A 22130-nucleotide genomic window follows, 5' to 3' on the forward strand; every position below is an offset into this window, starting at 1 on the left:
ACGAGCCTGGCTCGGTTACCCTTCCCCTTCTCGCGCGAGAGCGCTATTCGGTATTCACCACTGGGGAATGGCATGGCTGACGCCACTGGGGGCGCGCCGACTTCGGGGAAGGACCCGGGAGACGACGCGTTCGGCACCATCTTCGACCACCCGGACCTGCGGGACGAGACCTGGCTCGCGCAGGCGGGCAAGCAGGCGACCCGGGACGCGAAACGTGCCAGGCGGCGAGGCGCCATCCGGGTGCGGTGGAAGCGGGCGGGCCGGACCGGACTCGGTCACAGGTCGTTGACCGTCGTGGCGCTCGCGGGCGTCGGCCTGCTCGCCGCAGGCCTGCTGATGCTGCGCGAGTCGGTCGAGGACGAGACCGGACAGCCGCTGTCCCCGGGCACCGCCGTGGACCTGGGCCACCCCTTCGCGGGCACCCCGGCCGCGCACTGGGCCGATGGCGAGGCCGGGCTGGTCGCGCCCGAGGCCGAGGCCGTGGGCGCGTACACCGCCGAGAAGGTCGCCGACGCCTACGCGTGGGCCCGGCGGTTCCTCATCACCGCCCGGCTGGACCCGGCGGTCATCGTGGGCCACGACGTCGAACGGCCCCTGCGGCTGCTCGGCCGGGCCGACGCCATGGCGCAACGCACAGGCACCCGCGCCCAGATGTCGAACTGGCTGACGTGGATCGCCGACGGCAACCGCCTGCTGCCCGCCCCGCCCAAAGTGTCCGGGCGGATGTGGGCCGCGGTCGACGACCACGGCGTGCTGGAGATCCACACCGACTACGTCTTCGCCTACGCGTTCGACCCGGAGCGACCCGAGACCATCACCAGCGCCTACGACGTGGTCGCCATCGACCGGGCCGCGGTCACCTTCGTCCACTCCCGCGGGGGACCGCCGGAGGACCTGGACATGAAGATCGGCGAGACCGCGGGCTACTTCTACTCGATGTCCTGCTCGGAAGCCGAGAACGGCGAACTGGCCCCGGCGTACCGGGACCGGCAGGTCGGTCCCGGTGGCGGCTTCGAGCCGCCAAGCCGGTTCTTCGACCCGAACTCCTCATTGACCACAGACGACAAGTGCGACTGACCTTGGGACATTGGCATGGCTGACGTCATTGGGGGCGCGCCGGGGCAGGACCCCGACGACGACGCGTTCGGCGACATCTTCGAGCACCCGGACCTGCGGGACGAGGTCTGGCTGGCGCAGGCGCGCAAGCGGGCGGCCCGGGACGCGAAGCGGGCGCGGCTGCGGGGTGCCGTCCGGTTCCGACGGCGACGGCGCGGGTGGGCGGGTCGGACCGGGCTCAACCGCCGGTCGCTGGCCATCGTCACGGTCACGGGCCTCGCCCTCCTCGTCGTCGGGCTCGTGGTGGTGCGCGACGCGATCCGCGACGAGCGGACGAGCGCGCTGTACCCGGACGCCGTGGACCTGACCCGGCCCTACGCGGGTACCCCGGCCGCGGACTGGGCCGACGGCGAGGCCGGGCTGGTCCCACCCCAGGCCCATGTCGTGGGCACCCACTCCGCCGACGAGGTGGCGGACGCCTACGAGAGCGTCCGCCGGTTCCTCGTCGCGTCCCGGCTCGACCCCGCGGTCCTCGAAGGGCACGACACCGACCGGGTCCTGCGGTTGCTGACCCCGGCGGGCGCCGAGTGGGCGCGGTCGCGGACCGGCGACGGGCGGCAGAGCTGGGTGTCCTGGATCGCCGACGGCAACCACCTGCTGCCCGCCCCGCCGAAGGTGTCCGGGCAGATGCAGGCGGGGGTCGGCGACCACGGCCAGCTGGTGATCTACACCGACTACATGGTCACCTACGCGTTCGCCACCTCGAACCCGGAGAAGCTCTCCAGCCCCTACGACATCCTGGTCCTCAAGCGCACCTCGGAGACCTTCGAGCACTCGGCCGCGGGGCTGACGATCACCGAGGCCGAGGGGTTCACCTCGCTGATGTCCTGCTCGGACATCCAGTACGGCGCCTTGGCCCCGGAGTACGAGGCACGGGACTCGTCCCGTGACGCGGTGGACCCGCCTGCCAACTACTTCGACCTGCGGATGTCGGTGGACGTGGCCAACGACTGCGCCCGACGCGGTTAGACCAGGCCCAGTTCGCCGGGGGCGCTCGGGTCGGACTCGGCGAGGAAGCTGGAGCAGCGCTCGTACTCCTCGGTGTCGCCGATCTCCTTGGCGGCCTTGGCCAGGGCCGCGAGCGCGCGCAGGAAGCCCTGGTTGGGGCGGTGCGACCACGGAACCGGGCCGAAGCCCTTCCAGCCGGAGCGGCGGAGCTGGTCCAGGCCGCGGTGGTAGCCGGTGCGGGCGTAGGCGTACGCGGCGACCGGCTCGCCACCGGCCAGCGCGCCCTCGGCCAGCGCGGCCCACGCCTCGCTGAAGTCCGGCCACGCCTTGGCGACCGCGACGGGGTCGTCACCGCGCTCCAGGGCGGCCTGCGGCTCGGCGCGGTCGGGGAGCAGGGTCGGCTCGGGGCCGAGCAGGTTTCCTTGCATGCCCCCATCCTGCCGCACGAGGGTCCGCACGCTCGGTGACCGGGCGCCCCGGGGTCGGGGCGGCGGGGTGGGCGCGGGGATGATGGCCGCGTGGATGAGGGTGTGGGTACCGAGGTCCGGGGTCCGGTCGCGCAGTTCAAGGCGTTCTTCCGGCTGCACTGGACCCGGGGTGCGGTGGGTCGTGAGACCCCGGAGTGGGTGTGGCGCTTCGCGTACCACACCTGGTTGATCGCGCTGCTGTTCAAGCTGCTCGGCTCGTCGTGGGACGAGTCGTGGCACTTCAAGTTCCTGCGCGACGACCTGGCGCCGCCGCACCTGCTCAACAGCATCGGCACCGGGGTCGCGGTGGTGCTGGTGGTGATCCACACCTACACCGGCATGGCCGCCACCCGCCGCTCGCAGCGGCTGTTGCAGACCGGTCTCGCCGTGTTCCTCATCGCCGCGCCGCTGGACGTGATCAACCACCGGATCAGCGGGCTGGACCTGACCGCGTGGAGCGCCACGCACGGGCTGCTCTACCTGGGGACCGCGCTGATGCTCGCGGGCCTGATCGACGGCTGGTTGGCGGCGGGCCCGCGCGGGACGCTGGTGCTGGGCGCGCTGTGGGTGTTCTTCCTGGAGAACACCGTGTTCCCGAACGGCCAGCAGGAGTACGGGACGCTGGAGATGACCTCCTGCATGCCGCACGGGGTGCTGGACGTGTCCAGCTGCTACGCCGAGCGGGAGCTGCTGGAGTTCGCCGCGAACCAGATCGGTCGACCGGTGGACTACGCGGCCATCGAGCACTTCGCGCTGCCGATCCCGTCGTGGGTGTACCCGCTGTGGGGGATCGGGGTGGCGGCGCTGGTGCTGGCGGTGGCGGCGCGCACGATGAAGCTGACCTGGGCGGCGACGATCGTCGCGGGGGCGTACGTGGCGTACCGGGCGGTGATCTGGCCGCTGCTGGTCGCCGCCGACTTCCCGCCGTCGACCGTGCCGTTCTACCTGGTGTTCGTCGGCTTGGCGGTCGACCTGGCGCGGCGAGCGCGGCAGCCGCACCTGGTGGAGGCCGTGCTGGGTGGCGTGCTGGTCACGGCGCTGGGCTACGGCGCCCTGTACGCGCAGGACGTGCTGCTCGACGCGCCGCCGGTGGCCTGGTGGTCGGCGCCGATCGCGCTGGTCGGGGTGGCGGGTTTGTGGGCGCTGGCGCGGGGACGGCGGTGGCTGCCGGACCGGGCGAAGACCTCGCGGCCCGTTTCTGGCGGTGCCGACGCCTGATCGGTTTCCGCAGTAGGCAGGCGCTGACGCGGGTCCGCTCACGCTGTCCACCGCGGTCGGCTGCGTTGGTCTGCGTCGCACCGACTCATCGCGCCGCGCGGCCTGGTTGGGTGTGGCGAGGCTGTGGCGCGAGCGAGGCCGGAGCAACGCGGCTGGGCGCGGGTTGGCTGGAAATGGCGAAGGCCCCCTCCCGGCGGTAGAGGGGGCCTTCGGTGCTTCGACTTCCGCGGCGGGGGTCAGCCCGCGATCATGCGCCCGGCGGACTTGAGGTGGTCGCACGCCTCGGTGATGCGGGCGGCCATGGCCTGCTCGGCTGCCTTGAGGTAGCTGCGCGGGTCGTAGACCTTCTTGTTGCCGACCTCGCCGTCGATCTTGAGCACACCGTCGTAGTTGCTGAACATGTGCGCGGCGATCGGGCGGGTGAAGGCATACTGGGTGTCGGTGTCGATGTTCATCTTGATGACGCCGTAGGACACCGCCTCCTGGATCTCCTCCAGCAGCGAGCCGGACCCGCCGTGGAAGACCAGGTCGAAGGGCTTCGAGCCGTCGGCCAGGCCCAGCTTCTGCGCGACGACCTCCTGGCCCTGCTTGAGGATCTCCGGGCGGAGCTTGACGTTGCCCGGCTTGTAGACGCCGTGCACGTTGCCGAAGGTGGCGGCCAGCAGGTAGCGCCCCTTCTCGCCGGTGCCCAGCGCGTCGACGGTCTTGAGGTAGTCCTCGGCGGAGGTGTACAGCTTGTCGTTGATCTCGTTGGCGACGCCGTCCTCCTCACCGCCGACGACCCCGACCTCGATCTCCAGCACGATCCGCGCGGCGGCGGCCTTCTCCAGCAGGTCGGCGGCGATGACCAGGTTCTCGTCCAGCGGCACCGCGGAGCCGTCCCACATGTGCGACTGGAACAGCGGGTTGCCGCCCGCGTTGACCCGCTCCTGGCTGATCGCGATCAGCGGCCGGACGAAGCCGTCGAGCTTGTCCTTGGGGCAGTGGTCGGTGTGCAGGGCGATGTTGACCGGGTACTTCTGGGCCACGACGTGCGCGAACTCGGCGAGCGAGACCGCGCCGGTGACCATGTCCTTGACCTTGGTGCCGGAGGCGAACTCCGCGCCGCCCGTCGAGACCTGGATGATCCCGTCGCTCTCGGCCTCGGCGAACCCGCGCAGCGCGGCGTTCAAGGTCTCCGACGAGGTCACGTTGATGGCCGGGTAAGCGAACTCGTTCGCCTTGGCCCGGTCCAGCATCTCCGCGTAGACCTCGGGTGTGGCGATGGGCATCGGTGCTCCTCCTCGGGGTGGCCTGCGCCGTTCCGCCGCATCCTACGAGCAGCCCGTGGACACCGTGTCGAGCAGACCAGGTACAAACCGGGGCAGACTGGCGGCATGGCCACCGCTACCTGGAACGGCGAGGTAATCGCCGAGAGCGACGACACCGTGATTGTCGAAGGTAACCACTACTTCCCCGTCGAGTCGGTGCACCAGCACTTCCTCCGACCCTCCGAAACGACGAGCGTCTGCCCGTGGAAGGGCACGGCGAACTACTACACGCTGCACGTCAACGGCTCGGAGAACCCCGACGCCGTGTGGTACTACGCCGAGCCCAAGCCGGAAGCGGCGGAGATCAAGGACCGGGTGGCGTTCTGGAAGGGCGTCGACGTCGTCGGTTAGAGCAGGGCGGCGGCGAGTCGCCGGTACTGGTCGAAGTCCAGCCCGCCGTCGGGGGTGACCACCTGGATCGCCACGTGGTCGGCCCCGGCGGCGAGGTGTTCTTCGACCCTGGTTTTGATGGTGTCTTCGTCGCCCCAGGCGATGAGGGAGTCGACGAGGTGGTCGCTGCCGCGGACGTCGTCGTCGGTGAAGCCGAGCCTGCGCCAGTTGCGGACGTAGTTGGGCAGGCCGAGGTAGAGGCCGAGGGCTTGGCGGGCGAGCTCGCGGGCCCGGGTGGGGTCGGTTTCGAGGAGGACGTGCTGCTCGGGGGCGAGCAGGGGGCCTTGGCCGAGGGTTTCTCTCGCTTGCGCGGTGTGCTCGGGGGTGACCAGGTAGGGGAGGGCGCCGCGGGTGGTGGTTGCCAGCTTGAGTGCCTTGGGGCCGAGGGCGGCGATGGCGACGTCGTGTTTGGGGACGTCGAGCTGGTCCAGGTAGTCGGCGAGCTTGGAGTACGGGCGCTCGTAGGTCTGGCCGGTGGTGGGCTCGATGATCTCCTTGTGGCCCGCGCCGACGCCGAGCACGAAGCGGTCGGGGAACTTGTCGACGATCCGGTGCTGGGCCGCGGCGGCGGTGGCCGGGGTGTCGGTCCAGATGTTGAGGATGCTGGTGCCGACGGTGAGGGCGCGGGTGTTGGCGAGGATGTCGTCGACCTGGGTGAGGTCGCCGCCGGGGGAGCCGCCGAGCCAGAGGGTGCCGAAGCCGAGTTCCTCCAGCTCGGCGGCGCGCTCGTGGTTGTCGTCCCAGAGGTGCTTGAGGCTCCACACCCCGACCCGGCCCAACTCGGCTGCCATGGCTTCCTCCCGCTTGTTCGTCGCTTAACGAACAGTAGCGCGCTTCGCCACCTCCAGCAGTGCCGCGAAGGAAGACGGGGAGAACGTCAGCTCACCTGCGGCCCTGAACTTGCTGTCCCGAACCCGAGCAACGCCCGGGGTGACGCTCAACTCAACGCAAGCATTGGCGTTGGTGCCGCTGTAGCTGCTGATACGCCACTCGGTCCCACTCAACGTGCCTCCAACAGATCGACCTGAGCCCTGATCAGCGCGGCCGACTCCACAGCGGACAACGCCCGGGTGGACGCCGCCTCGAATATGGCGGCGAACTTGCCGGTGTCGGTCGCGTCCTCGACCCATTGTCCTCCGCCCGGATACTCCAGATACACCGAGTCCTGGTCGGATCCATCGAACCCAAAGATGATCAAGGGACCTGACATGCAGCCATACGCCCCTGCGTCATAGTCGATCACCTGGAGGTGAATGTTGTCCCGCTGCCCAAGCTCCAGCAGACGGCGGAGTTGTTCGGTCATCACTTCCACGCCGCCGACCACGCGGCGGATAACTCCAACGTCCACCACCGCGCGCATGTCCAGCGCCCGAGGCCCGTCCAGCAACTTCTGTCGAGCCATCTTGGCCGAGACGAACCCGCTGGCTTGCCAGTCCGGAGTCGTCAGCCACGGGGATGACTGCTCAAGCGCTCGCGCGTAGGCCTCGGTCTGGAGCAGCCCTGGCACACATGCGTGTTGCAACTCCCGAACCGATGTGGCATCAGCCTCGGTTCGAAGGAACACTCGGAACCGTGTCGGCACCGCCGACGAGTGCTCGATCCGCACCGGGTCGAGCTTCGCGTCGTCCCAGAGACTGACCGCTTCCGCGATCTCCTCTTCCTTCGCGTCATACAGGCCCAGCATCGTGGTCAGCTCGGCGTACGCGCACAGGTAGTACCCGTTCTCCACCTTCGAGATCTGGCTCGCGCGCTTGCGCAGCCGTTCCGCGACGTACTCGGCCGTGACGCCCTTCCGCTCCCGGAGCCCCTGGATGTACTGGCCGAACCGACGCTTCCGCCGCGTCTGCGTGCTGGGCATGGCGCACACCCTAGGTCACCCGATCAACCAAGAACATTCCACTTTCGAGTCTAGCGGGGAGAACATTCCCCCGCGTAGCATCTCCCGCATCGAAGTCTCCCACAGGAAGAAGGCAGCGTGAACACGCTCTACAGCAACGGAATCGGCATCAACGTCGCGGTCGCGGCGAGCTTCGCCAAGATCGACTACACGGTCCAGCCGGACGGGGTCGAGCTGGAGATCGGCGAAGACCTCTCGATCCTGCTGTCCGAGGAGGCCCTGGACCGCCTCATCGCCCGCGCCTCGAACGCCCGCGAGGAACTGAAGCAGAACGGCGAGCCGGTCGCCGCCAACTGACGCCGCGCGCGACTCCCCCGCAGCGGTGGGGGAGTCGCGCGGCGCACCGAACCGAAGGGAAAACTGATGACCGCCGTTGTCCCTGCGATCCGGGATGGTCGCGACCTGCTCGACCACGACACCGCCTTGTTCGACCGGCTGGCCCAGGCGGTCGCCCGGGAGCACAACGTCTCCATTGACTACGCCGAGCGCGTCGTGGACCAGGCGCTGGCGTTCCTCGCCACCGCCGCCACGACGCCGGGCGACCCACTCGGCCCCTCGGCCGTCGTGGACTGGGGGTGGCACGCCTTCATCCTCGAAACCCACGCCTACGCGGACTTCTGCGAACGCATCGCGACGCGATTCCTGCACCACGTCCCCGACGGCGCGGGTGGCGCGTCGGCGGAGCCGGGCGAGAGGACGCGCCGTACTGTGGCGGCGATCACCGCAGCCGGGTACCGCGTGGACCACGAGCTGTGGATGGAGACCGGGGACTGCGGGCCTTGCCACGAAGAGGGCAATTGCCACGCCTCCGGCGCGGACGGCAACGAGAACACCGAAACCCGCAGGAAGTAGCAGTGGCGAAAACAGCTTGGGGCGATGTGCCCAGCGAAGTGGGCACGGCCGTGACGAACAAGCTCGGGCCGATCGTCCGCGTCGAGGATGTCCCGGAAGGACAGTCCGCCGACGTCACCGCTGTTCTGGGTGTCGCGAGTGGGGATCGGGCGTTCGTGAAGGCCGTGGTTGGTGTTTCGCCGCGGATGCGGTGGTTGCGGAACGAGGCCGCGGCAGCCACCAAAGCGGTAGGGATCGCGCCTGCCGTGCGGTTCTCCGAGGACGTCATCGACGGCGAGGGTCGGAGGTGGTTCGTCGTGGGGTTCGACCACGTTCCGGGGCGACCGGCCGACCTCTCGCCTGGGTCGCCGGATCTGGCGGTTGCGGCGCGTGTGGTGGAACGGATCGCGGTGGTGCCCGCGCCTGGGGTTCGGCCGTTGAGTGACAGGTGGGCGGAGACGGCGTGGTGGACGCACGCAGGCACTCCCGAGTTGGCTGGACATGATTCGGCCGCCCTGGACGAGTTGGCGGCGCGGGTACCGGACCTGGTGCGAGGTGACCGGCTTGTCCACACGGATCTCCACGGTCTCCAGTTCCTCATCGACGGCGACCGGGTGGCCGTCATCGACTGGGGTCTGCCTGGGCAAGGCGCGCCGTGGGTGGACACCGCGTTCATGGTGTTGCGGCTGTTCGAGGCCGGGCACACCCCGTCGGCCGCCGAGGCGTGGGCGCGAGAACGCTCGACGTGGTCGGGCGACGCCGAGGGGGCGCTCACGCCGTGGGCCGTGTTCATCGCCGGGCTGTGGTCACACTGGGCCACGGTCGGGCGGAGTCCTCAGCACCGCGCGGACCTCGCTCGTGGCTTCGCGGAGTACCGGCTCCGATAGTTCGATGCGAGACGAACGTCTGCGGGGTACGTTCGCGCCATGACGACCATCGGCTCATCCGACCTCGAAGTCTTCCCGCTTAACCTCGGCACCAACGTCTTCGGCTGGACTGCCGGCCAGGACGACTCCTTCGCGGTGCTTGATGCCTACTCCGCCGCGGGTGGGAACTTCGTGGACACCGCCGACATGTACTCGCAGTGGGCGCCCGGGAACTCCGGTGGCGAGTCCGAGACGATCATCGGGGCCTGGTTGGCGGCGCGGGGAAAGCGGGACGAGTTCGTGGTCGCCACGAAGCTGTCCGCGCTCAACGGGTTCAAGGGGCTGTCGGCTTCCAACATCAAGGCGGCGGCCGAGGGGTCGTTGCGGCGGCTGGGCACGGACCGGATCGACCTCTACTACGCGCACTACGACGATGAGTCGACGCCGATCGAGGAGACGTTGACGGCGTTCGACGCGCTGGTCAAGGAGGGGAAGGTTCGCTACATCGCGGCCTCCAACCTCGCGCCGGAGCGGATCGCGGAGTCGCTGGCGATCTCCGACCGGGAGGGGCTCGCGCGGTATGTCGCGATCCAGCCCCACTACAGCCTGGTCGAGCGCCGCGAGTACGAGGCGGACTACGCGGCGCTGGCGGCGAAGGAGAACCTGGGGGTCCTGCCCTACTGGTCGCTGGCCAAGGGCTTCCTGACCGGCAAGTACCGCGACGCGGCCACCCCCGGCGACAGCCCGCGCGCGGCGGGCGCGCTGGCCTATCTCGACGACCGGGGCCACCGGGTGCTGGCGGCCCTCGACGACGTGGCCGCGGCGCACGCGACGACCGTGGCCGCTGTGGCGCTGGCCTGGTTGACGGCCCAGCCGAACGTCGTCGCCCCAATCGCCAGCGCCCGCACGCCGGAGCAGCTCGCTGACCTGCTCCCGTCGGTCGACCTCAAGCTCACCGACGCCGAGATCGCCGCGTTGACCAGCGCGTCCGAGCTCTAGAATTACCTGTTACTCGCGGTAGCTTACTCCCAGTAGGTTGCGGTACGGTCCAAAGCACCGAACCCGCTGGAGGTAGCGATGGGCGTGACGAACCTGCTGGCCCGCGAACGCGACGTGCGGGGCAAGGTCGTGCTGATCACCGGCGCGGCCCGGGGCTTCGGCGCCGGGTTGGCCCGCCGGTTCGCCGCCCGGGGCGCCAAGGTCGCGCTGGTCGGGCTGGAACCCGAGGAGATGGCCGCGGTCGCCGCCGAGTGCGGGCCGGACGCGGCCGTCTTCGAGGCCGACGTCACCGACTGGGCCGCGCTGGAGGCCGCGACCGCGCAGACGATCGCGCGGTTCGGCCGGATCGACGTCGTCATCGCCAACGCGGGCATCGCGGCCGCCGGGTTCGTCCGCTCGATCGACCCGGCGGCCTTCGAGCGCACGATCGAGGTCGACCTGCTCGGCGTCTGGCGCACGGTCCGGGTGACGTTGCCGCACGTCATCGAGGCCAAGGGCTACGTGCTGGTGGTCTCGTCGCTCGCCGCGATCACGCACGCCCCCGCGATGGCCGCCTACGCCGCCGCGAAGGCCGGGGTGGAGGCGTTCACCAACAGCCTCCGCGCCGAGGTGCGGCACCTGGGCGTCGGCGTCGGGGTCGCGCACCCGTCCTGGATCGCGACCGACCTGGTCAACGGCGCCGACGAGCACCCCGTCTTCGGCCCGCTGCGCGCGGCGATGCCCGGCCCGCTCGGCCGGACCCACCCGGTCCCGCTGGCGCTCGACGCCCTGGAGAAGGGCGTGCTGCGCCGCGACCGCACCATCCACGTGCCGGGCTGGGTCGGCCTGCTCAAGCTCTTCCGCGCCTTCCTCCCGCCGATCATCGAGATCGGCGGGAGGGTGCGCGGCAACATGGTCGCCAAGGCGGACCGGGCGGCGCTGGCCGACATCGCCGACCGCGGCGCCGCCACCTCGTCGCGCCCGGTCGGCGCGGGTGGCGCCGCCGCGATGGCGAAGACGCGCTAGGCCCCGTTGCCCAGGACGATGTTCCACTCGCGGACCACGCGGGCCGCCGCGACGCCCCCGGTGGTGTACGGGTCGGCGGCGAGGATCCGGTCGAGCTCGGCGCGGTCCTCGACGCGGACGACGAAGAACCCGCCGAGGCCGTCGGCCCAGGGACCGGCGGCCAGGACCTGGCCGGAGTCCACCATGGCCCGCAGGAAGTCGCGGTGCGCGGGGCGGGCGGCCTGCAGGAGGGCGTCGTCGTCGGTGTAGCGGGTGTCCACGGTGAACCAGGTCATGGGCCACATGATCCCAGCCAGGTGGCCGGGTGTATCTGGCCGGTCGGACGGTATCCCCCGTTCAGGGCGGCGGGTAAGGTTTGCCCGTGGCAGGGGATGGCATCAACCCAGGTGAGTACCCGCAGGCGCAGCAGGCCGAGCCCGGCGCCGCGGGACAGCAACAGGCGGCCCAACCGGCGCCGGGGCAGCAGACGGGCACGGTCGAGCAGACGCTGACGCGACTGCGCGCGATCGACCTCAAGAGCGCGCCCGCGGCCAAACCGGAGGCCCCGCTCACGCTGGAGGACCTCTACCGCACCCACCGGATGCGGCTCATCCGGCTGGCGCTGCTGCTGGTCGACGAGCCCGCCACCGCGGAGGACGTGGTGCAGGAGGCGTTCACCGGCCTGCACCGCAACTGGGGCGGCCTGCGCGACTCCGCCGCGGCCGTCGGCTACCTGCGCACCGCTGTGGTCAACGGCTCCCGCAGCGTGCTGCGCAGGCGCAAGACGGCGCGGGAGTACACCCCGCCGCACGCGGTCAACGCGCGGTCCGCCGAGAGTTTGGCCATGCTGACCGCAGAACACCAGAGCGTGGTCAGGGCGTTGTCGCAGCTGCCGCCGCGCCAGCGCGAGGTGCTGGTGCTGCGCTACTACGGCAACCTGACCGAGGCCGAGATCGCCGAGGCGGCGGGCATCTCCAAAGGCACGGTCAAGTCCACCGCCAGCCGAGCCCTGGAGGCGCTGCAGAAGATCATGAACACCGCGTAGGCGTACTCCTTACCGGGCGAAGTTGGTTTAGACCATTGCGGTATAGACCAATACACTGCCACTGTGCACTGTCGCGTGCACGGACGCTCGGAGGACCAACAAATGGCAGGACGGCTCATCGCAGGGGGCACACTCGTCACCGCGGACGGCGTGGTTGACGACGGCTGGCTGCTCGTCGAAGACGGCTACATCTCGGCTCTCGGCACCGGTGAGCGTCCCCGTGCCGACGAGACCGTGGACGCCACGGGCCAGTGGGTCGTACCGGGCTTCGTCGACATCCACTGCCACGGCGGCGGCGGCGAGCCGTTCATGACGACCGACCCGGCGCGGGCCCGGGTCGCCGCGCACACCCACGCCCTGCGCGGCACCACGACCATGCTGGCCAGCCTGGTCTCCCGCCCGGTGCCGGAGCTGGCCGACCAGATCTCCGCGCTGCGCGAGCTGGTCGACGACGGCATCCTCGCCGGTGTCCACCTGGAAGGCCCGTTCCTCTCCGCCGCCCGCTGCGGCGCCCACGACCCGGCCATCCTGCGCGCCCCCGACCGCGACTCGGTCGAGACGCTGCTGCGCGCGGGCCGCGGCGCGGTCCGGATGGTCACCCTGGCACCGGAGCTGGAGCACTCGGTCGACGCCGTGCGCAGGCTCGTCGACGGCGGGTCGATCGCCGCGATCGGCCACACCGACGCCACCGAGGCCCAGGTCATGCCCGCGGTCGACGCGGGGGCCACGGTCGCCACCCACCTGTTCAACGGCATGCGCCCGCTGCACCACCGCGAGCCCGGCCCGATCGGCGCGCTGCTCGGTGACGAGCGGATCACCGTCGAGCTGATCTGCGACCTGGTGCACCTGAGCCCCACCATCGTCCGGCTCGCCGCCAAGCACGCGGGCCTGGGCCGGACCGTGCTGGTCACCGACGCCATCGCGGCGGCGGGCGCGGGCGACGGCGCCTACGACATCGGCGGCCTGGAGGTCGAGGTGCGCGACGGCGTGCCGACCCTGGCCGACGGCGGCGCGCTCGCGGGCAGCTCGCTGACCATGGACACCGCCTTCCGCAACCTGGTGCACGGCTGCGGGCTGTCGGTGTCCGAGGCGGTCGCCGCCACCTCGACCAGACCGGCCGCGCTGCTCGGCCTCGCGGAGACCACCGGCAAGCTGGCCAAGGGCCTGGCCGCCGACCTCGTGCTGCTCGACTCGGGCCTGCAGGTCGGCGCGGTCATGCGCCGGGGTGCCTGGGTGGGCTAACGTCCCCGCATGACCGCGGCCGACCCGGAGCGCCTGCTCGCCGACGCACTGCGAGCGCAGGCCGCCCGGACGCCGCTGCCCTCGACCCGCGACGTGGTCGGCGAGCCGCCGACCACCCGGACCCCGGCGGCGCCGAGCCCCGGCTCGGGCAGCGGCCCCAACGCCACGGTGCACACCACGGACCCCGACGACGCCGCGACCGCGGACCAGGACCTGCCGCCCCGGGTGTGGTGGGTGCTGGTCCTGGCGCTGATGCTCGGCCTCGCCGCCGGGTCGCTGGTCGGATTCCTCACGTTGATCCGGTGAGCCCCGGTACTGGGCAAACCCGGCACAGGAGGGTCACAGCAGGCACCTGTACCTTGACCGGGTGCGCGCCGACCTCCCCGTGAACCTGGCACTGCTGCCGGAGTGGCTCTCGCCCGAGTACATCCTGAGCAACCTCGGGCCGTACCTGCTGCCGATCCTCTGCCTGATCATCTTCGCGGAGTGCGGCCTGCTGCTCGGCTTCTTCCTGCCGGGCGACTCGCTGCTGTTCACGGCGGGCCTGTTCGTGGCCACCGACAAGATCTCGACGCCGCTGTGGCTGATGTGCGCGCTGCTCACAGTCTGCGCGTTCGTCGGCAACATCGTCGGCTACTACATCGGGAACAAGGTCGGTCCGGCGCTGTTCAACAAGCCGAACTCGAAGCTGTTCAAGCAGGAGCACGTGGTCAAGACGCACGCGTTCTTCGAGAAGTACGGCCCCCGGGCGATCGTGCTGGCCCGGTTCGTGCCGATCGTGCGGACCTTCATCACCGCGGTCGCGGGCGTCGGCGCGATGGACAAGCGCAAGTTCTTCACCTACTCGGCCATCGGCGCCGTGTTGTGGGCCAGCGGCGTGACCGTGCTGGGCTACTTCCTCGGCCAGGTCAAGTTCATCCACGACAACCTCGACGCCATGCTGGTCCTCATCGTGCTGATCTCGGTGGTGCCGATCATCTTCGAGGTGCTCAAGGCCCGCCGCGAGCGCAAGCGCGAAGCGGGCGCGGCGGGCCACTGAGGCTGGTCGTAGCCGGTTCTAGGCCGCCCACACCTGGTGGGCGGCGGTGGCCGCGGCGGCCTGGTACGGGGGCAGCGGCGCCCCCTCGACCAGGACCTCCACCGGCCACTTCTCCTGTCGGCGCACCCACAGCTGCGCGCTGATCGCGCTGTGCGCGCGCAGCTCGTCGGCCCCCGGCAGCACCTGCACGAGGTAGACCCAGGTCGCCGGGTTGACCGCGGCCGGGTTCGGGGTGATCGGTTCCCGCCAGGCGCGGCGCACCCGGCGGCCACCGAGGCGGGCGGCCTCCACGGCGATGGCCTGGTCGGCGCCCGCCGGGTCGGGGGCGTCGGCGGGGGCGGTGGCGCTGAACCGGTAGGCCGGGGCGGGTGGCGCCGCCAGCACCGGTACCTCGGCCAGTTCGGCGTCGAGCGGGTCGTCGAGCAGGACGCGGATGAGGTCGGCTTCCTCGGCGGTGATCGCCACGCCCTCGTACTGCAGGTTGAGCAGCAGCGACGAGCGGGCGATCTCCAGCTCGCCCGCGAAGACCTGGGACTGCACGACGCTGAGCACGTCGTCGGAGAGCCTGCCCGCGAGCCTGCGGCAGACCTCGGTGGCGGTCGAGTGGTGGCGCGGCCGGTGCGCGCCGCCCGCGGGTCGGGGCAGGTCGCGGCGCGGCGGGAAGTCGGGGCGCCGGGCGCGGTCGTCGGGTGGCGGGAAAGTCGGCGGGGGGAAGTCGTGCGGCGGTGTCATGAGGTCGTTCCGTCACCTCCAGTGGTCGTCACTGCGGTCACGGCTCACTCTAGAGCGAACATCGACCCCGGATTGAACAGATTGGTGGGGTCCAGCGCGGTCTTGATGGCACGGTGCGTGCGCAGACCGACCGGTCCGAGCTCACGGACGAGCCATTCCCGCTTGACCTTGCCGACCGCGTGCTCGCCGGTGATCGTGCCGCCCAGCGCCAACCCCAGTCCCAGGACGTCGTCGAACGCGCGGCGGGCCCGGGCCAGCTCGTCGGTGGAGTCGCGGTCGTAGACGATCGTGGGGTGCATGTTGCCGTCGCCCGCGTGCCCGCAGACCACGATGCGCAGGCCGACCTCGTCGCCGATCCGGGCGCACCCGGCGATCAGCTCGGCGATGCGGGTGCGCGGTACGCAGACGTCGTCGGTGAGCCAGGCGCCGTACAGCTCCAGCGCGGGCAGCACGGCCCGGCGCGCGGCCAGCAGCAGCCGTCCCTCGGCCGGGTCGTCGGTGGTGTAGGCGAGGTCGGCGCCGGAGTCCAGGCAGACCTGCTCGATCGCGGCCAGCTCCCGCCGGGCCGCCTCGCCGCCGGAGTCGGACTGGCAGATCAGCAGCGCCGCCGCGCCCCGGCCCGCGCCCAGCTCGGTCTTGAGGTAGGTCTCCACGGCCTCGACCGCGGCCGCGTCCATGATCTCCATGAGCGACGGCACGATGCCCTCGCGCACGATCCGGGTGACCGCCGTGCCCGCGTCGGCGGTGGTGCCGAAGGCGGCGACGGTGGTGGCGGGTGCCTGCGGCAGCGGGCGCAGCGCGAGGGTGGCCTGGGTGATCACCCCGAGGGTGCCCTCGCTGCCCACGAAGAGCTTGGTGAGGTCGTAGCCCGCGACGCCCTTGACGGTCCGGCGACCGGTCTTGAGCAGTTCGCCGTCGGCCAGCACCACGTGCAGGCCGAGCACCGAGTCCGAGGTGACGCCGTACTTCACGCAGCAGAGCCCGCCCGCGTTGGTGGACAGGTTGCCGCCGATGGTGCACCAGTCGTAGCTCGACGGGTCCGGTGGGTAGAACAGCCCGTGCTTCTCCACGGCGCCGCGCAGGTCGAGGTTGACCACCCCGGGCTCGACCACCGCCAACCGGTTGTCCGCGTCGATCTCAAGGATCGCGTTCATCCGGGTGGTCACCAGCACCACGCAGCCCTCGGTGGCGTTGGCCGCGCCGGAGAGCCCGCTGCCCGCGCCGCGCGGCACGATCGGCACGCCGTGCGCCGCGCACGTGCGCACGACCTCCTGCACTTCCTCGGTGTTGCGCGGGAACACGACGGCCTGGGGCGCGCCGTCGGGGGCCAGCGGCATCATGTCGCGCCGGTAGCCGTCGGTGACGTCGGGGTCGACGAGCACGGAGTCCGCGCCGAGCGCCGCGCGGAGCCGGTCGAGCAGCGGTTGTGACACGGGTGTCGACACAGTTGTCACCGTAGGCGATCCGGCGATCTCTGACCTACAGTTGATGTGTCGGGGGTCACTTGGAGGACCCGTGGGTGGACCAGGTCGGGTGTGCCATGGCTGAGCTGCCGGAACCCAGCGTGCAGGCCCGCGCGCTGGCGCGGTTCCTGCTCACCGGCGTGCGCCCGCTGGCCGACCGGTTGGTCCTCGGCGGCACCCGGCTGCGCGCGGTGCGCGAGCTGTACGACTCGGTCGGGTTCACCCCGCTGCCGCGCGGCACGCGGATCCGCGCGGTGTCGCAGTCGCACGGCTACGGCGAGGTCACCGGCCTGTGGATCACCGCACGGGAGGCCGACGAGCGCGCCGGGGCCCTGCTCTACCTGCACGGCGGCGGGTTCGTGCTGGGCTCGCTGCGCACCCACCGGCACCTCGCCGCCGCGTTGTCGCAGGCCACCGGGCTGCCGGTGCTGCTGCTGGACTACCGCCGCGCGCCGGAGCACCCGTACCCGGCGGCGGCCGACGACACCCTCGCCGCGTACCACTGGCTGCTCGACCAGGGCCACGCCCCGGGCCGCGTGGTCGTGGCGGGTGACTCGGCCGGTGGGCACCTGGTAGCCGGTCTGCTCGCGGAGCTGACCAAGGCGCGCGCGCCGATGCCGGGCGCGGCCGTGCTGTTCTCCCCGTTCCTGGACCTGACCTGCGCGGACCTCGACGCGCGCGACAGCGCCCGGCGCGACCCGTACATCCCGCCCGCGCGGGCCCGCGAGGTGGCCGCGCTGTACGCGGGCGCGCTCGGCGTGGACCACCCCCGGTTGGCGGTGCTGCGCGGGTCGAAGCGGCGCTGGCCGCCGACCCTGGTGCAGGTGGGGGACACGGAGTGCCTCTTAGGCGACGCGGAGCGCCTGGCCGCGGCCATGGTGGCGGCCGGTGCGCACTGCGAGCTGGAGGTGTGGCCGGGGCAGGTGCACGCGTTCCCGGTCTTCTTCCCGATCGTCCCGGAGGGGCGGTTGGCGATCCAGCGGGTCGGGGTATTCGTCCGCGAGGCCACCGCGACGGAGTTGGCTGCCTGATTTATCCGGCTTGCATGGTGGTGGGCGGGCGGAACATGCTTGCCCCAGACAACCAGTTGGCTTACGCAACTGTTGTCCGCCAGCCGCAGAGGGACGCGAACCCACAGGTCAACCACCGGCAAGGGGAACACGCATGACCGCCACCGCCGAGCAAACCCAGGCGCAGCCCGCCGGGCCACCACGGCCGAAGCTGACCCACCGGCAGATCCTGGTGATCATGTCCGGGCTGATGCTGGGCATGTTCCTGGCCGCGCTCGACCAGACGATCGTCGGCACCTCGATCCGGACCATCGCCGACGACCTCAACGGGCTGAGCCTGCAGGCCTGGGCCACCACGGCCTACCTGATCACCTCGACGGTCTCCACGCCGCTCTACGGCAAGCTCTCCGACATCTACGGCCGCAAGCCGTTCTTCATCACCGCGATCTCGCTGTTCATCATCGGCTCACTGGCCTGCACCCTGGCCACCACGATGTACGAACTGGCCGCCTACCGGGCCTTCCAGGGCCTCGGCGCGGGCGGGTTGATGTCGCTGGCGCTGACGATCATCGCCGACATCGTGCCGCCCCGGGAGCGGGCCAAGTACCAGGGCTACTTCCTGGCCGTGTTCGGCACCTCCAGCGTGCTCGGCCCGGTCATCGGCGGCTGGTTCGCCGGTCAGGCGGAGATCTTCGGCATCACCGGCTGGCGCTGGGTGTTCCTGGTGAACGTCCCGATCGGGATCATCGCGCTGATCGTGGTGTCCAAGGTGCTCAACGTGCCGCACGTGCGCCACGACCACCGCATCGACTACTTCGGCGCGGTCTTCCTGTCGGTCACCGTGGTGCCGCTGCTGATCGTCGCCGAGCAGGGCCGCGAGTGGGGCTGGGACTCGCAGCGGTCGATCATCTGCTACGCCATCGGGTTCGTGGGGTTGATCGGGTTCCTGCTCGTCGAGAAGGCGATGAAGGACGAGGCGCTGATCCCGCTGCGGCTGTTCCGCACGTCCACCTTCGCGATGACCATCGTGGCGGGCACGATCCTCGGTGTCGGGATGTTCGGCGGCATCACGATGGTGCCGCAGTATCTCCAGCTGGTGCGCGGGTTCACCCCGACCGAGGCCGGTCTGATGATGGTGCCGATGATGCTCGGCATCATGATCGCCTCGATCTCGTCCGGGCAGATCACCTCCAAGACCGGTCGCTACAAGATCTTCCCGATCCTGGGCTCGGCGCTGCTGGTCACCGGGCTGCTGCTGTTCCACGGCGTCGACATCGACACGCCGATCTGGCAGCCCATCGTCTTCATGGTCGTGTTCGGACTCGGCCTGGGCAACTGCATGCAGACGCTGACCGTGGCGGCGCAGAACGCGGTGCCGTTCCGGGACATGGGCGTGGCGACCGCGTCGGTGACGTTCTTCCGCCAGCTCGGTGGCACCATCGGTGTCGCGGTGTTCCTGTCGCTGATGTTCAGCACGGTCGCCGACAACATCGGCTCGGCGTTCCGCGACGCGATGCGCTCCCCGCAGTTCCAGGCCGCGCTGGCCGACCCGGCGGTGCGCGAGAACCCCGTGAACCAGCCGGTGTTCGCCGCCATCCAGAACGGTGGGGGCGGCGGCGCGGGCAGCGTGCTGCAGGACTCCTCGTTCCTCCAGCGGATCGACCCGCGCCTGGCCGTGCCGTTCCAGCAGGGTTTCGTCGAGTCGATCCAGCTGGTGTTCCTGGTCGGCGCGGGCGTGATGGTGCTGGCGCTGCTGGTGTCGATCTTCATCAAGGAGATCCCGCTGCGCACCGGCACCTCGGCGGCGACGGTCATGGAGGGCGGTGAGGCGCTGCTCTCCGACGACGCCAAGGCGAGCATGGCGGGCGAGACCCCGGAGACCGCCGAGACCGCCGGCGAGACCACTGTGGACGACAAGCCGGGCGGGGACCCGGCCACCAACGGCAACGGCCACCGCGCGGTGGAGCCGCACGCGCTGCGCGGCGACCTCAGCGGACTGCGCGGCCAGGTGCGCCGCCGGGACGGCGCCGCGGTGCCGGGTGCCGCGCTGACCCTGATCGACGCGGACGGCAGGCAGGTCGGCCGGGTCGGCTCGGACAGCTCCGGCGAGTTCCTGCTCGACGCGCCCGCGCCCGGCGCGTACGTGCTGCTCGCCTCCGCCCCCGAGCACCAGCCCCGGGCCACCAACGTCAAGGTCCGCCCCGGAGAGTCCACCGTGGACGTCGTACTGGCCGGCGCGACGGTCGTGCACGGGTTCGTGATGACCGCCGACGGCCACACCGCGCTCGGCGCCGCGCAGGTGACGCTCACCGACGCGCGCGGCGAGGTGGTGGAGTCGCAGGCGACCGCCTCCGACGGCAGCTACCGGTTCGTCGGCACCCGGACGGGCGAGTACACCCTGGTCGCCCGCGCCCAGGACTTCCAGCCCACGGCCGTGCAGGTGCGGGTGCCCGAGAGCGGCCCGCTGCGCCAGGACGTCGAACTGCTCGGCGGCGCCGCGCTCAGCGGTATCGCGCGCACCGCGGCGGGCACGGCGGTGGCCGACGCGCGGATCACCGTGCTCAACGGCGCGGGCGAGGTGGTGGCCGTGACCACCACCGACGCGGCGGGCCGCTACAGCGTCGACGACCTCGCCGAGGGCAACTACACGGTGATCGCCAGCGGGTACTCGCCGTCGGCCCACCAGGTGCGGTTGGGCCGCGGCGAGGACGGCGTGCGCGACGTGCAGCTCGGCTACGACGAGTGGAAGTAGGCCGCCAGCACGACCGAGCCGACGACCAGCAGGTCCGGCCCGCGCAGCACCTGCGTGAGCAAGCCGACCGGTAGGTACACCCCGCCCGCGTCCACCGACGCCGGCGGGGTGTAGTCGATCTGGGGCCTGGTCACCGTGCGCACCGCCGACCAGGCGGCCAGCAGCGCGGCCAGGGGTGTCGCGGGTCTGACCGGCAGTCCGAAGAGGACAGTGGCGCCGATCCAGACCAGCGCGACCACCAGCAGCACGGCGATGGCGGTGTACTTGAGCTCCCGGTCGTCGGCGGGCAACCACCGGCGCAGACCCGAGCCCGTGGTGATCTCGGCCAGCCCGCCGATCAGCGGCACCAGCACGAAGTACGCGCCCGCCGCCGTCCACCACACCGGGTCGACCACCGGGAAGATCGTGTGCAGCACCGGGATCGCCAGCACCAGCAGCCCGGCCAGCGGCAGCGCGGCCCGGCGCGCGGCGATCCCCGCGACCACGAACCGCGGCACCCCGCGCAGCCGCATCGGCACCGGGCGCGCGGTGGGCAACAACGCCAGCGCGTCGCCGAAAGCCGCCGACACCGACCGCAGCACCCGCGCGTGCCACCCGCGCACCAGTTCCTCGCGCCGCACCGCCTCGCGGCGCGGCACCAGACCGGCCACCACCAGCACCCCGACGACCACCCACAGCGCGGTCGTCCCGGTCAGCGCCTGACCCGCCAGCAGGACACCGGCCAGCGCCAGCAGGAACGGGCCAGCCAACGCGACCCACACGCTCGAGCGCGACGCCCAGCGCACCGCGTAGAACCCGGCCGCGACGGTCAGCGCCCCGGAGAGCGGCAGGTCCGGCCAGCCGAGCACCACCCCGCTCGCGACGAACAGGTAGCCCACCACGGCGAAGCGGCTCAGCAGCCCCAGGTGCAGCCGCCGCCGCACCTCTCGGTCCCGGTCGCCCGCGTAGTCCCAGGTCAGCCGGGCCGGGTTCACCCAGACGTGGTGGCGGCGCAGCAGCGAGAAGGTGGCGATGGCCAGCGCTAGCAGCAACAGCGCCAACGCGGGTTCCGGGGGCAGCGGGTGGTCGCCGACGAACTTGGCCCGCACCTCGCCCGGCTTCACGAACGGCATGGTCAGCAGGCCCGCCACCACGAAGATCCCGATGAGCCAGTCGCCGAGCCGCGACAGCGCGGGCTTCACCCGCTCCGTCCACACGGTCACGGGACCAACTCCACGACGTAGTCGGCGACCGCGTCGACCAGCGGCGAGAAGTGGCTCGCGAGCACGACCGTCGAACCGCGGCCCTTGGTGTCGTTGATCAGCCCGGCCAGCCACTCGCGGCCCGCCGCGTCGACCGCGCGCTCCGGCTCGTCCAGCAGCAGCACCCGGTGCTCGCGGGTGAAGGCGCCGAGCAGCAGCAACCGGCGGCGCTGCCCGGCGGACAGGCCGCGCGCGGGCACCTCCGGCAGACCGTGCTCCGGTTCCTCGACGCCCAGCATCTCGAAGTGCTGGCGCGGGGTGTACTCGTCGAACAGGGCGGAGTCGTCCATCAGCACCGACACCGACCGCCGGAACGGCGCCGACCGCTCGTCCGGCTTCTGACCGTCGACCCGGAGCGTGCCCTCGGTCGCGTCCTGGGTGCCGTAAAGGCAACGCAGCAAAGTGGACTTGCCCGCGCCGTTCGGTCCGACCAGCGCCAGGCAACTGCCCGCGGGTACCGCCAAGTCCAGCTCGCGGAACAACCACCGCTCGGCGTCGAGCAGGACACCCAGCCCCTCCGCACTCAGCATCACACCCTTGCGAACGGCGCCCCACCGCACCGAGTTCCCGCAGTCCACAA

25 protein-coding genes are annotated in these 22130 nt (G+C 71.4%); 15 read left to right on the top strand and 10 right to left on the bottom strand.

Going from position 1 to position 22130, the window contains the following annotated elements; translation table 11 throughout:
• The first annotated feature begins 72 nt into the window (after window positions 1–72).
• Entirely contained in the window at window positions 73–1077 is a 1005-nt protein-coding gene (locus V5P93_RS36445; protein WP_104479196.1) for a hypothetical protein, read from the top strand.
• Between the two features lie 15 nt (window positions 1078–1092).
• Window positions 1093–2085, top strand: a complete 993-nt coding sequence (locus V5P93_RS36450; RefSeq protein WP_104479197.1) for a hypothetical protein — start codon at window positions 1093–1095, stop codon at window positions 2083–2085.
• Here V5P93_RS36450 and V5P93_RS36455 read toward each other — a convergent pair.
• Entirely contained in the window at window positions 2082–2492 is a 411-nt protein-coding gene (locus V5P93_RS36455; protein ID WP_104479198.1) for a DUF3151 domain-containing protein, read from the bottom strand. The two genes, V5P93_RS36450 and V5P93_RS36455, sit on opposite strands and share 4 nt — an antisense overlap.
• A 90-nt stretch (window positions 2493–2582) precedes the next feature.
• Between V5P93_RS36455 and V5P93_RS36460 the strand changes: the two genes are divergently transcribed.
• Entirely contained in the window at window positions 2583–3749 is a 1167-nt protein-coding gene (locus V5P93_RS36460; protein ID WP_104479199.1) for a hypothetical protein, read from the top strand.
• Window positions 3750–3985: 236 nt separating this feature from the next.
• Here V5P93_RS36460 and fbaA read toward each other — a convergent pair whose 3' ends face one another.
• Window positions 3986–5020 (bottom strand): class II fructose-bisphosphate aldolase, encoded by a 1035-nt coding sequence (gene fbaA / locus V5P93_RS36465; protein ID WP_104479200.1) that lies wholly within the window; start codon window positions 5018–5020, stop codon window positions 3986–3988.
• A gap of 105 nt (window positions 5021–5125) precedes the next feature.
• Between fbaA and V5P93_RS36470 the strand changes: the two genes are divergently transcribed.
• Window positions 5126–5410 carry a DUF427 domain-containing protein gene (locus V5P93_RS36470; protein WP_104479201.1) on the top strand — a complete coding sequence of 95 codons (285 nt, stop codon included), beginning with the start codon at window positions 5126–5128 and terminating at the stop codon, window positions 5408–5410.
• Here the strand turns inward: V5P93_RS36470 and V5P93_RS36475 are convergent.
• The 3 genes from V5P93_RS36475 to V5P93_RS36485 are packed head-to-tail and all read right to left on the bottom strand — an operon-like array spanning window position 5407 to window position 7307.
• Window positions 5407–6240 carry an LLM class F420-dependent oxidoreductase gene (locus tag V5P93_RS36475; protein ID WP_104479202.1) on the bottom strand — a complete coding sequence of 278 codons (834 nt, stop codon included), beginning with the start codon at window positions 6238–6240 and terminating at the stop codon, window positions 5407–5409. The genes V5P93_RS36470 and V5P93_RS36475 overlap by 4 nt on opposite strands.
• Before the next feature lie 24 nt (window positions 6241–6264).
• On the bottom strand, window positions 6265–6453 hold the full coding sequence (locus tag V5P93_RS36480) for a DUF397 domain-containing protein (protein WP_245931266.1): 189 nt from the start codon (window positions 6451–6453) through the stop codon (window positions 6265–6267).
• Window positions 6450–7307, bottom strand: coding sequence for a helix-turn-helix transcriptional regulator (locus V5P93_RS36485; RefSeq protein ID WP_146108025.1), 858 nt, complete (start codon window positions 7305–7307; stop codon window positions 6450–6452). Before V5P93_RS36485 ends, V5P93_RS36480 begins: the two co-directional genes overlap by 4 nt.
• Before the next feature lie 117 nt (window positions 7308–7424).
• Between V5P93_RS36485 and V5P93_RS36490 the strand changes: the two genes are divergently transcribed.
• The 5 genes from V5P93_RS36490 to V5P93_RS36510 all read left to right on the top strand — a co-directional run bounded on the left by V5P93_RS36490 (window position 7425) and on the right by V5P93_RS36510 (window position 11047).
• On the top strand, window positions 7425–7643 hold the full coding sequence (locus V5P93_RS36490; RefSeq protein WP_104479205.1) for a hypothetical protein: 219 nt from the start codon (window positions 7425–7427) through the stop codon (window positions 7641–7643).
• A gap of 66 nt (window positions 7644–7709) precedes the next feature.
• Window positions 7710–8198: a hypothetical protein gene (locus tag V5P93_RS36495; protein WP_181043480.1), complete on the top strand. Its 489-nt coding sequence runs from the start codon at window positions 7710–7712 to the stop codon at window positions 8196–8198.
• Window positions 8199–8614: 416 nt separating this feature from the next.
• Entirely contained in the window at window positions 8615–9064 is a 450-nt protein-coding gene (locus V5P93_RS36500) for a phosphotransferase (RefSeq protein ID WP_245931267.1), read from the top strand.
• Between the two features lie 39 nt (window positions 9065–9103).
• Window positions 9104–10042, top strand: coding sequence for an aldo/keto reductase (locus V5P93_RS36505; protein WP_104479207.1), 939 nt, complete (start codon window positions 9104–9106; stop codon window positions 10040–10042).
• A gap of 78 nt (window positions 10043–10120) precedes the next feature.
• Complete coding sequence (locus V5P93_RS36510; protein ID WP_104479208.1) at window positions 10121–11047, top strand: short-chain dehydrogenase/reductase; 927 nt, start codon at window positions 10121–10123, stop codon at window positions 11045–11047.
• Here V5P93_RS36510 and V5P93_RS36515 read toward each other — a convergent pair.
• Entirely contained in the window at window positions 11044–11322 is a 279-nt protein-coding gene (locus V5P93_RS36515) for a YciI family protein (RefSeq protein WP_104479209.1), read from the bottom strand. The two genes, V5P93_RS36510 and V5P93_RS36515, sit on opposite strands and share 4 nt — an antisense overlap.
• Before the next feature lie 212 nt (window positions 11323–11534).
• Here V5P93_RS36515 and V5P93_RS36520 point away from each other — a divergent pair, with 212 nt between their 5' ends.
• The 4 genes from V5P93_RS36520 to V5P93_RS36535 all read left to right on the top strand — a co-directional run bounded on the left by V5P93_RS36520 (window position 11535) and on the right by V5P93_RS36535 (window position 14352).
• Window positions 11535–12071 carry a SigE family RNA polymerase sigma factor gene (locus V5P93_RS36520; RefSeq protein WP_104479434.1) on the top strand — a complete coding sequence of 179 codons (537 nt, stop codon included), beginning with the start codon at window positions 11535–11537 and terminating at the stop codon, window positions 12069–12071.
• A gap of 102 nt (window positions 12072–12173) precedes the next feature.
• Window positions 12174–13313 carry an N-acetylglucosamine-6-phosphate deacetylase gene (gene nagA / locus V5P93_RS36525; protein WP_104479210.1) on the top strand — a complete coding sequence of 380 codons (1140 nt, stop codon included), beginning with the start codon at window positions 12174–12176 and terminating at the stop codon, window positions 13311–13313.
• A gap of 9 nt (window positions 13314–13322) precedes the next feature.
• Window positions 13323–13619, top strand: a complete 297-nt coding sequence (locus V5P93_RS36530; protein WP_104479211.1) for a hypothetical protein — start codon at window positions 13323–13325, stop codon at window positions 13617–13619.
• 61 nt (window positions 13620–13680) lie between these two features.
• Window positions 13681–14352 (top strand): DedA family protein, encoded by a 672-nt coding sequence (locus V5P93_RS36535; protein ID WP_104479212.1) that lies wholly within the window; start codon window positions 13681–13683, stop codon window positions 14350–14352.
• A gap of 18 nt (window positions 14353–14370) precedes the next feature.
• On the opposite strand, the gene V5P93_RS36540 is transcribed toward V5P93_RS36535, so the two are convergent.
• Entirely contained in the window at window positions 14371–15084 is a 714-nt protein-coding gene (locus V5P93_RS36540; RefSeq protein ID WP_245931268.1) for a hypothetical protein, read from the bottom strand.
• Window positions 15085–15128: 44 nt separating this feature from the next.
• On the bottom strand, window positions 15129–16529 hold the full coding sequence (locus tag V5P93_RS36545) for an FAD-binding oxidoreductase (RefSeq protein ID WP_245931269.1): 1401 nt from the start codon (window positions 16527–16529) through the stop codon (window positions 15129–15131).
• A gap of 95 nt (window positions 16530–16624) precedes the next feature.
• On the opposite strand from V5P93_RS36545, the gene V5P93_RS36550 reads away from it, so the two are divergent.
• Both V5P93_RS36550 and V5P93_RS36555 read left to right on the top strand, forming a co-directional pair.
• The gene (locus V5P93_RS36550; protein ID WP_104479214.1) at window positions 16625–17578 is read left to right on the top strand and encodes an alpha/beta hydrolase; all 954 of its coding nucleotides are present in this window, start codon (window positions 16625–16627) and stop codon (window positions 17576–17578) included.
• Window positions 17579–17711: 133 nt separating this feature from the next.
• Entirely contained in the window at window positions 17712–20309 is a 2598-nt protein-coding gene (locus V5P93_RS36555) for an MFS transporter (protein WP_104479215.1), read from the top strand.
• On the opposite strand, the gene V5P93_RS36560 is transcribed toward V5P93_RS36555, so the two are convergent.
• Together V5P93_RS36560 and V5P93_RS36565 are read right to left on the bottom strand one after the other, a co-directional pair.
• Window positions 20291–21511, bottom strand: coding sequence for a DUF6297 family protein (locus V5P93_RS36560; protein WP_104479216.1), 1221 nt, complete (start codon window positions 21509–21511; stop codon window positions 20291–20293). The two genes, V5P93_RS36555 and V5P93_RS36560, sit on opposite strands and share 19 nt — an antisense overlap.
• Entirely contained in the window at window positions 21508–22080 is a 573-nt protein-coding gene (locus V5P93_RS36565; protein WP_104479436.1) for an ATP-binding cassette domain-containing protein, read from the bottom strand. Before V5P93_RS36565 ends, V5P93_RS36560 begins: the two co-directional genes overlap by 4 nt.
• Window positions 22081–22130: the final 50 nt, after the last annotated feature.

It is taken from the genome of Actinokineospora auranticolor, from assembly GCF_041897805.1.
Taxonomy (GTDB): domain Bacteria; phylum Actinomycetota; class Actinomycetes; order Mycobacteriales; family Pseudonocardiaceae; genus Actinokineospora; species Actinokineospora auranticolor.

Excerpts from the sequence above, each read along its gene's own strand:
- V5P93_RS36445 (WP_104479196.1), top strand. The coding sequence starts at position 73 with ATGGCTGACGCCACTGGGGGCGCGCCGACTTCGGGGAAGGACCCGGGA.
- V5P93_RS36450 (WP_104479197.1), top strand. The coding sequence starts at position 1,093 with ATGGCTGACGTCATTGGGGGCGCGCCGGGGCAGGACCCCGACGACGAC.
- V5P93_RS36455 (WP_104479198.1), bottom strand. The coding sequence starts at position 2,492 with ATGCAAGGAAACCTGCTCGGCCCCGAGCCGACCCTGCTCCCCGACCGC.
- fbaA (WP_104479200.1), bottom strand. The coding sequence starts at position 5,020 with ATGCCCATCGCCACACCCGAGGTCTACGCGGAGATGCTGGACCGGGCC.
- V5P93_RS36470 (WP_104479201.1), top strand. The coding sequence starts at position 5,126 with ATGGCCACCGCTACCTGGAACGGCGAGGTAATCGCCGAGAGCGACGAC.
- V5P93_RS36475 (WP_104479202.1), bottom strand. The coding sequence starts at position 6,240 with ATGGCAGCCGAGTTGGGCCGGGTCGGGGTGTGGAGCCTCAAGCACCTC.
- V5P93_RS36485 (WP_146108025.1), bottom strand. The coding sequence starts at position 7,307 with ATGCCCAGCACGCAGACGCGGCGGAAGCGTCGGTTCGGCCAGTACATC.
- V5P93_RS36495 (WP_181043480.1), top strand. The coding sequence starts at position 7,710 with ATGACCGCCGTTGTCCCTGCGATCCGGGATGGTCGCGACCTGCTCGAC.
- V5P93_RS36505 (WP_104479207.1), top strand. The coding sequence starts at position 9,104 with ATGACGACCATCGGCTCATCCGACCTCGAAGTCTTCCCGCTTAACCTC.
- V5P93_RS36510 (WP_104479208.1), top strand. The coding sequence starts at position 10,121 with ATGGGCGTGACGAACCTGCTGGCCCGCGAACGCGACGTGCGGGGCAAG.
- V5P93_RS36515 (WP_104479209.1), bottom strand. The coding sequence starts at position 11,322 with ATGACCTGGTTCACCGTGGACACCCGCTACACCGACGACGACGCCCTC.
- nagA (WP_104479210.1), top strand. The coding sequence starts at position 12,174 with ATGGCAGGACGGCTCATCGCAGGGGGCACACTCGTCACCGCGGACGGC.
- V5P93_RS36530 (WP_104479211.1), top strand. The coding sequence starts at position 13,323 with ATGACCGCGGCCGACCCGGAGCGCCTGCTCGCCGACGCACTGCGAGCG.
- V5P93_RS36540 (WP_245931268.1), bottom strand. The coding sequence starts at position 15,084 with ATGACACCGCCGCACGACTTCCCCCCGCCGACTTTCCCGCCACCCGAC.
- V5P93_RS36550 (WP_104479214.1), top strand. The coding sequence starts at position 16,625 with ATGGCTGAGCTGCCGGAACCCAGCGTGCAGGCCCGCGCGCTGGCGCGG.
- V5P93_RS36555 (WP_104479215.1), top strand. The coding sequence starts at position 17,712 with ATGACCGCCACCGCCGAGCAAACCCAGGCGCAGCCCGCCGGGCCACCA.
- V5P93_RS36565 (WP_104479436.1), bottom strand. The coding sequence starts at position 22,080 with ATGCTGAGTGCGGAGGGGCTGGGTGTCCTGCTCGACGCCGAGCGGTGG.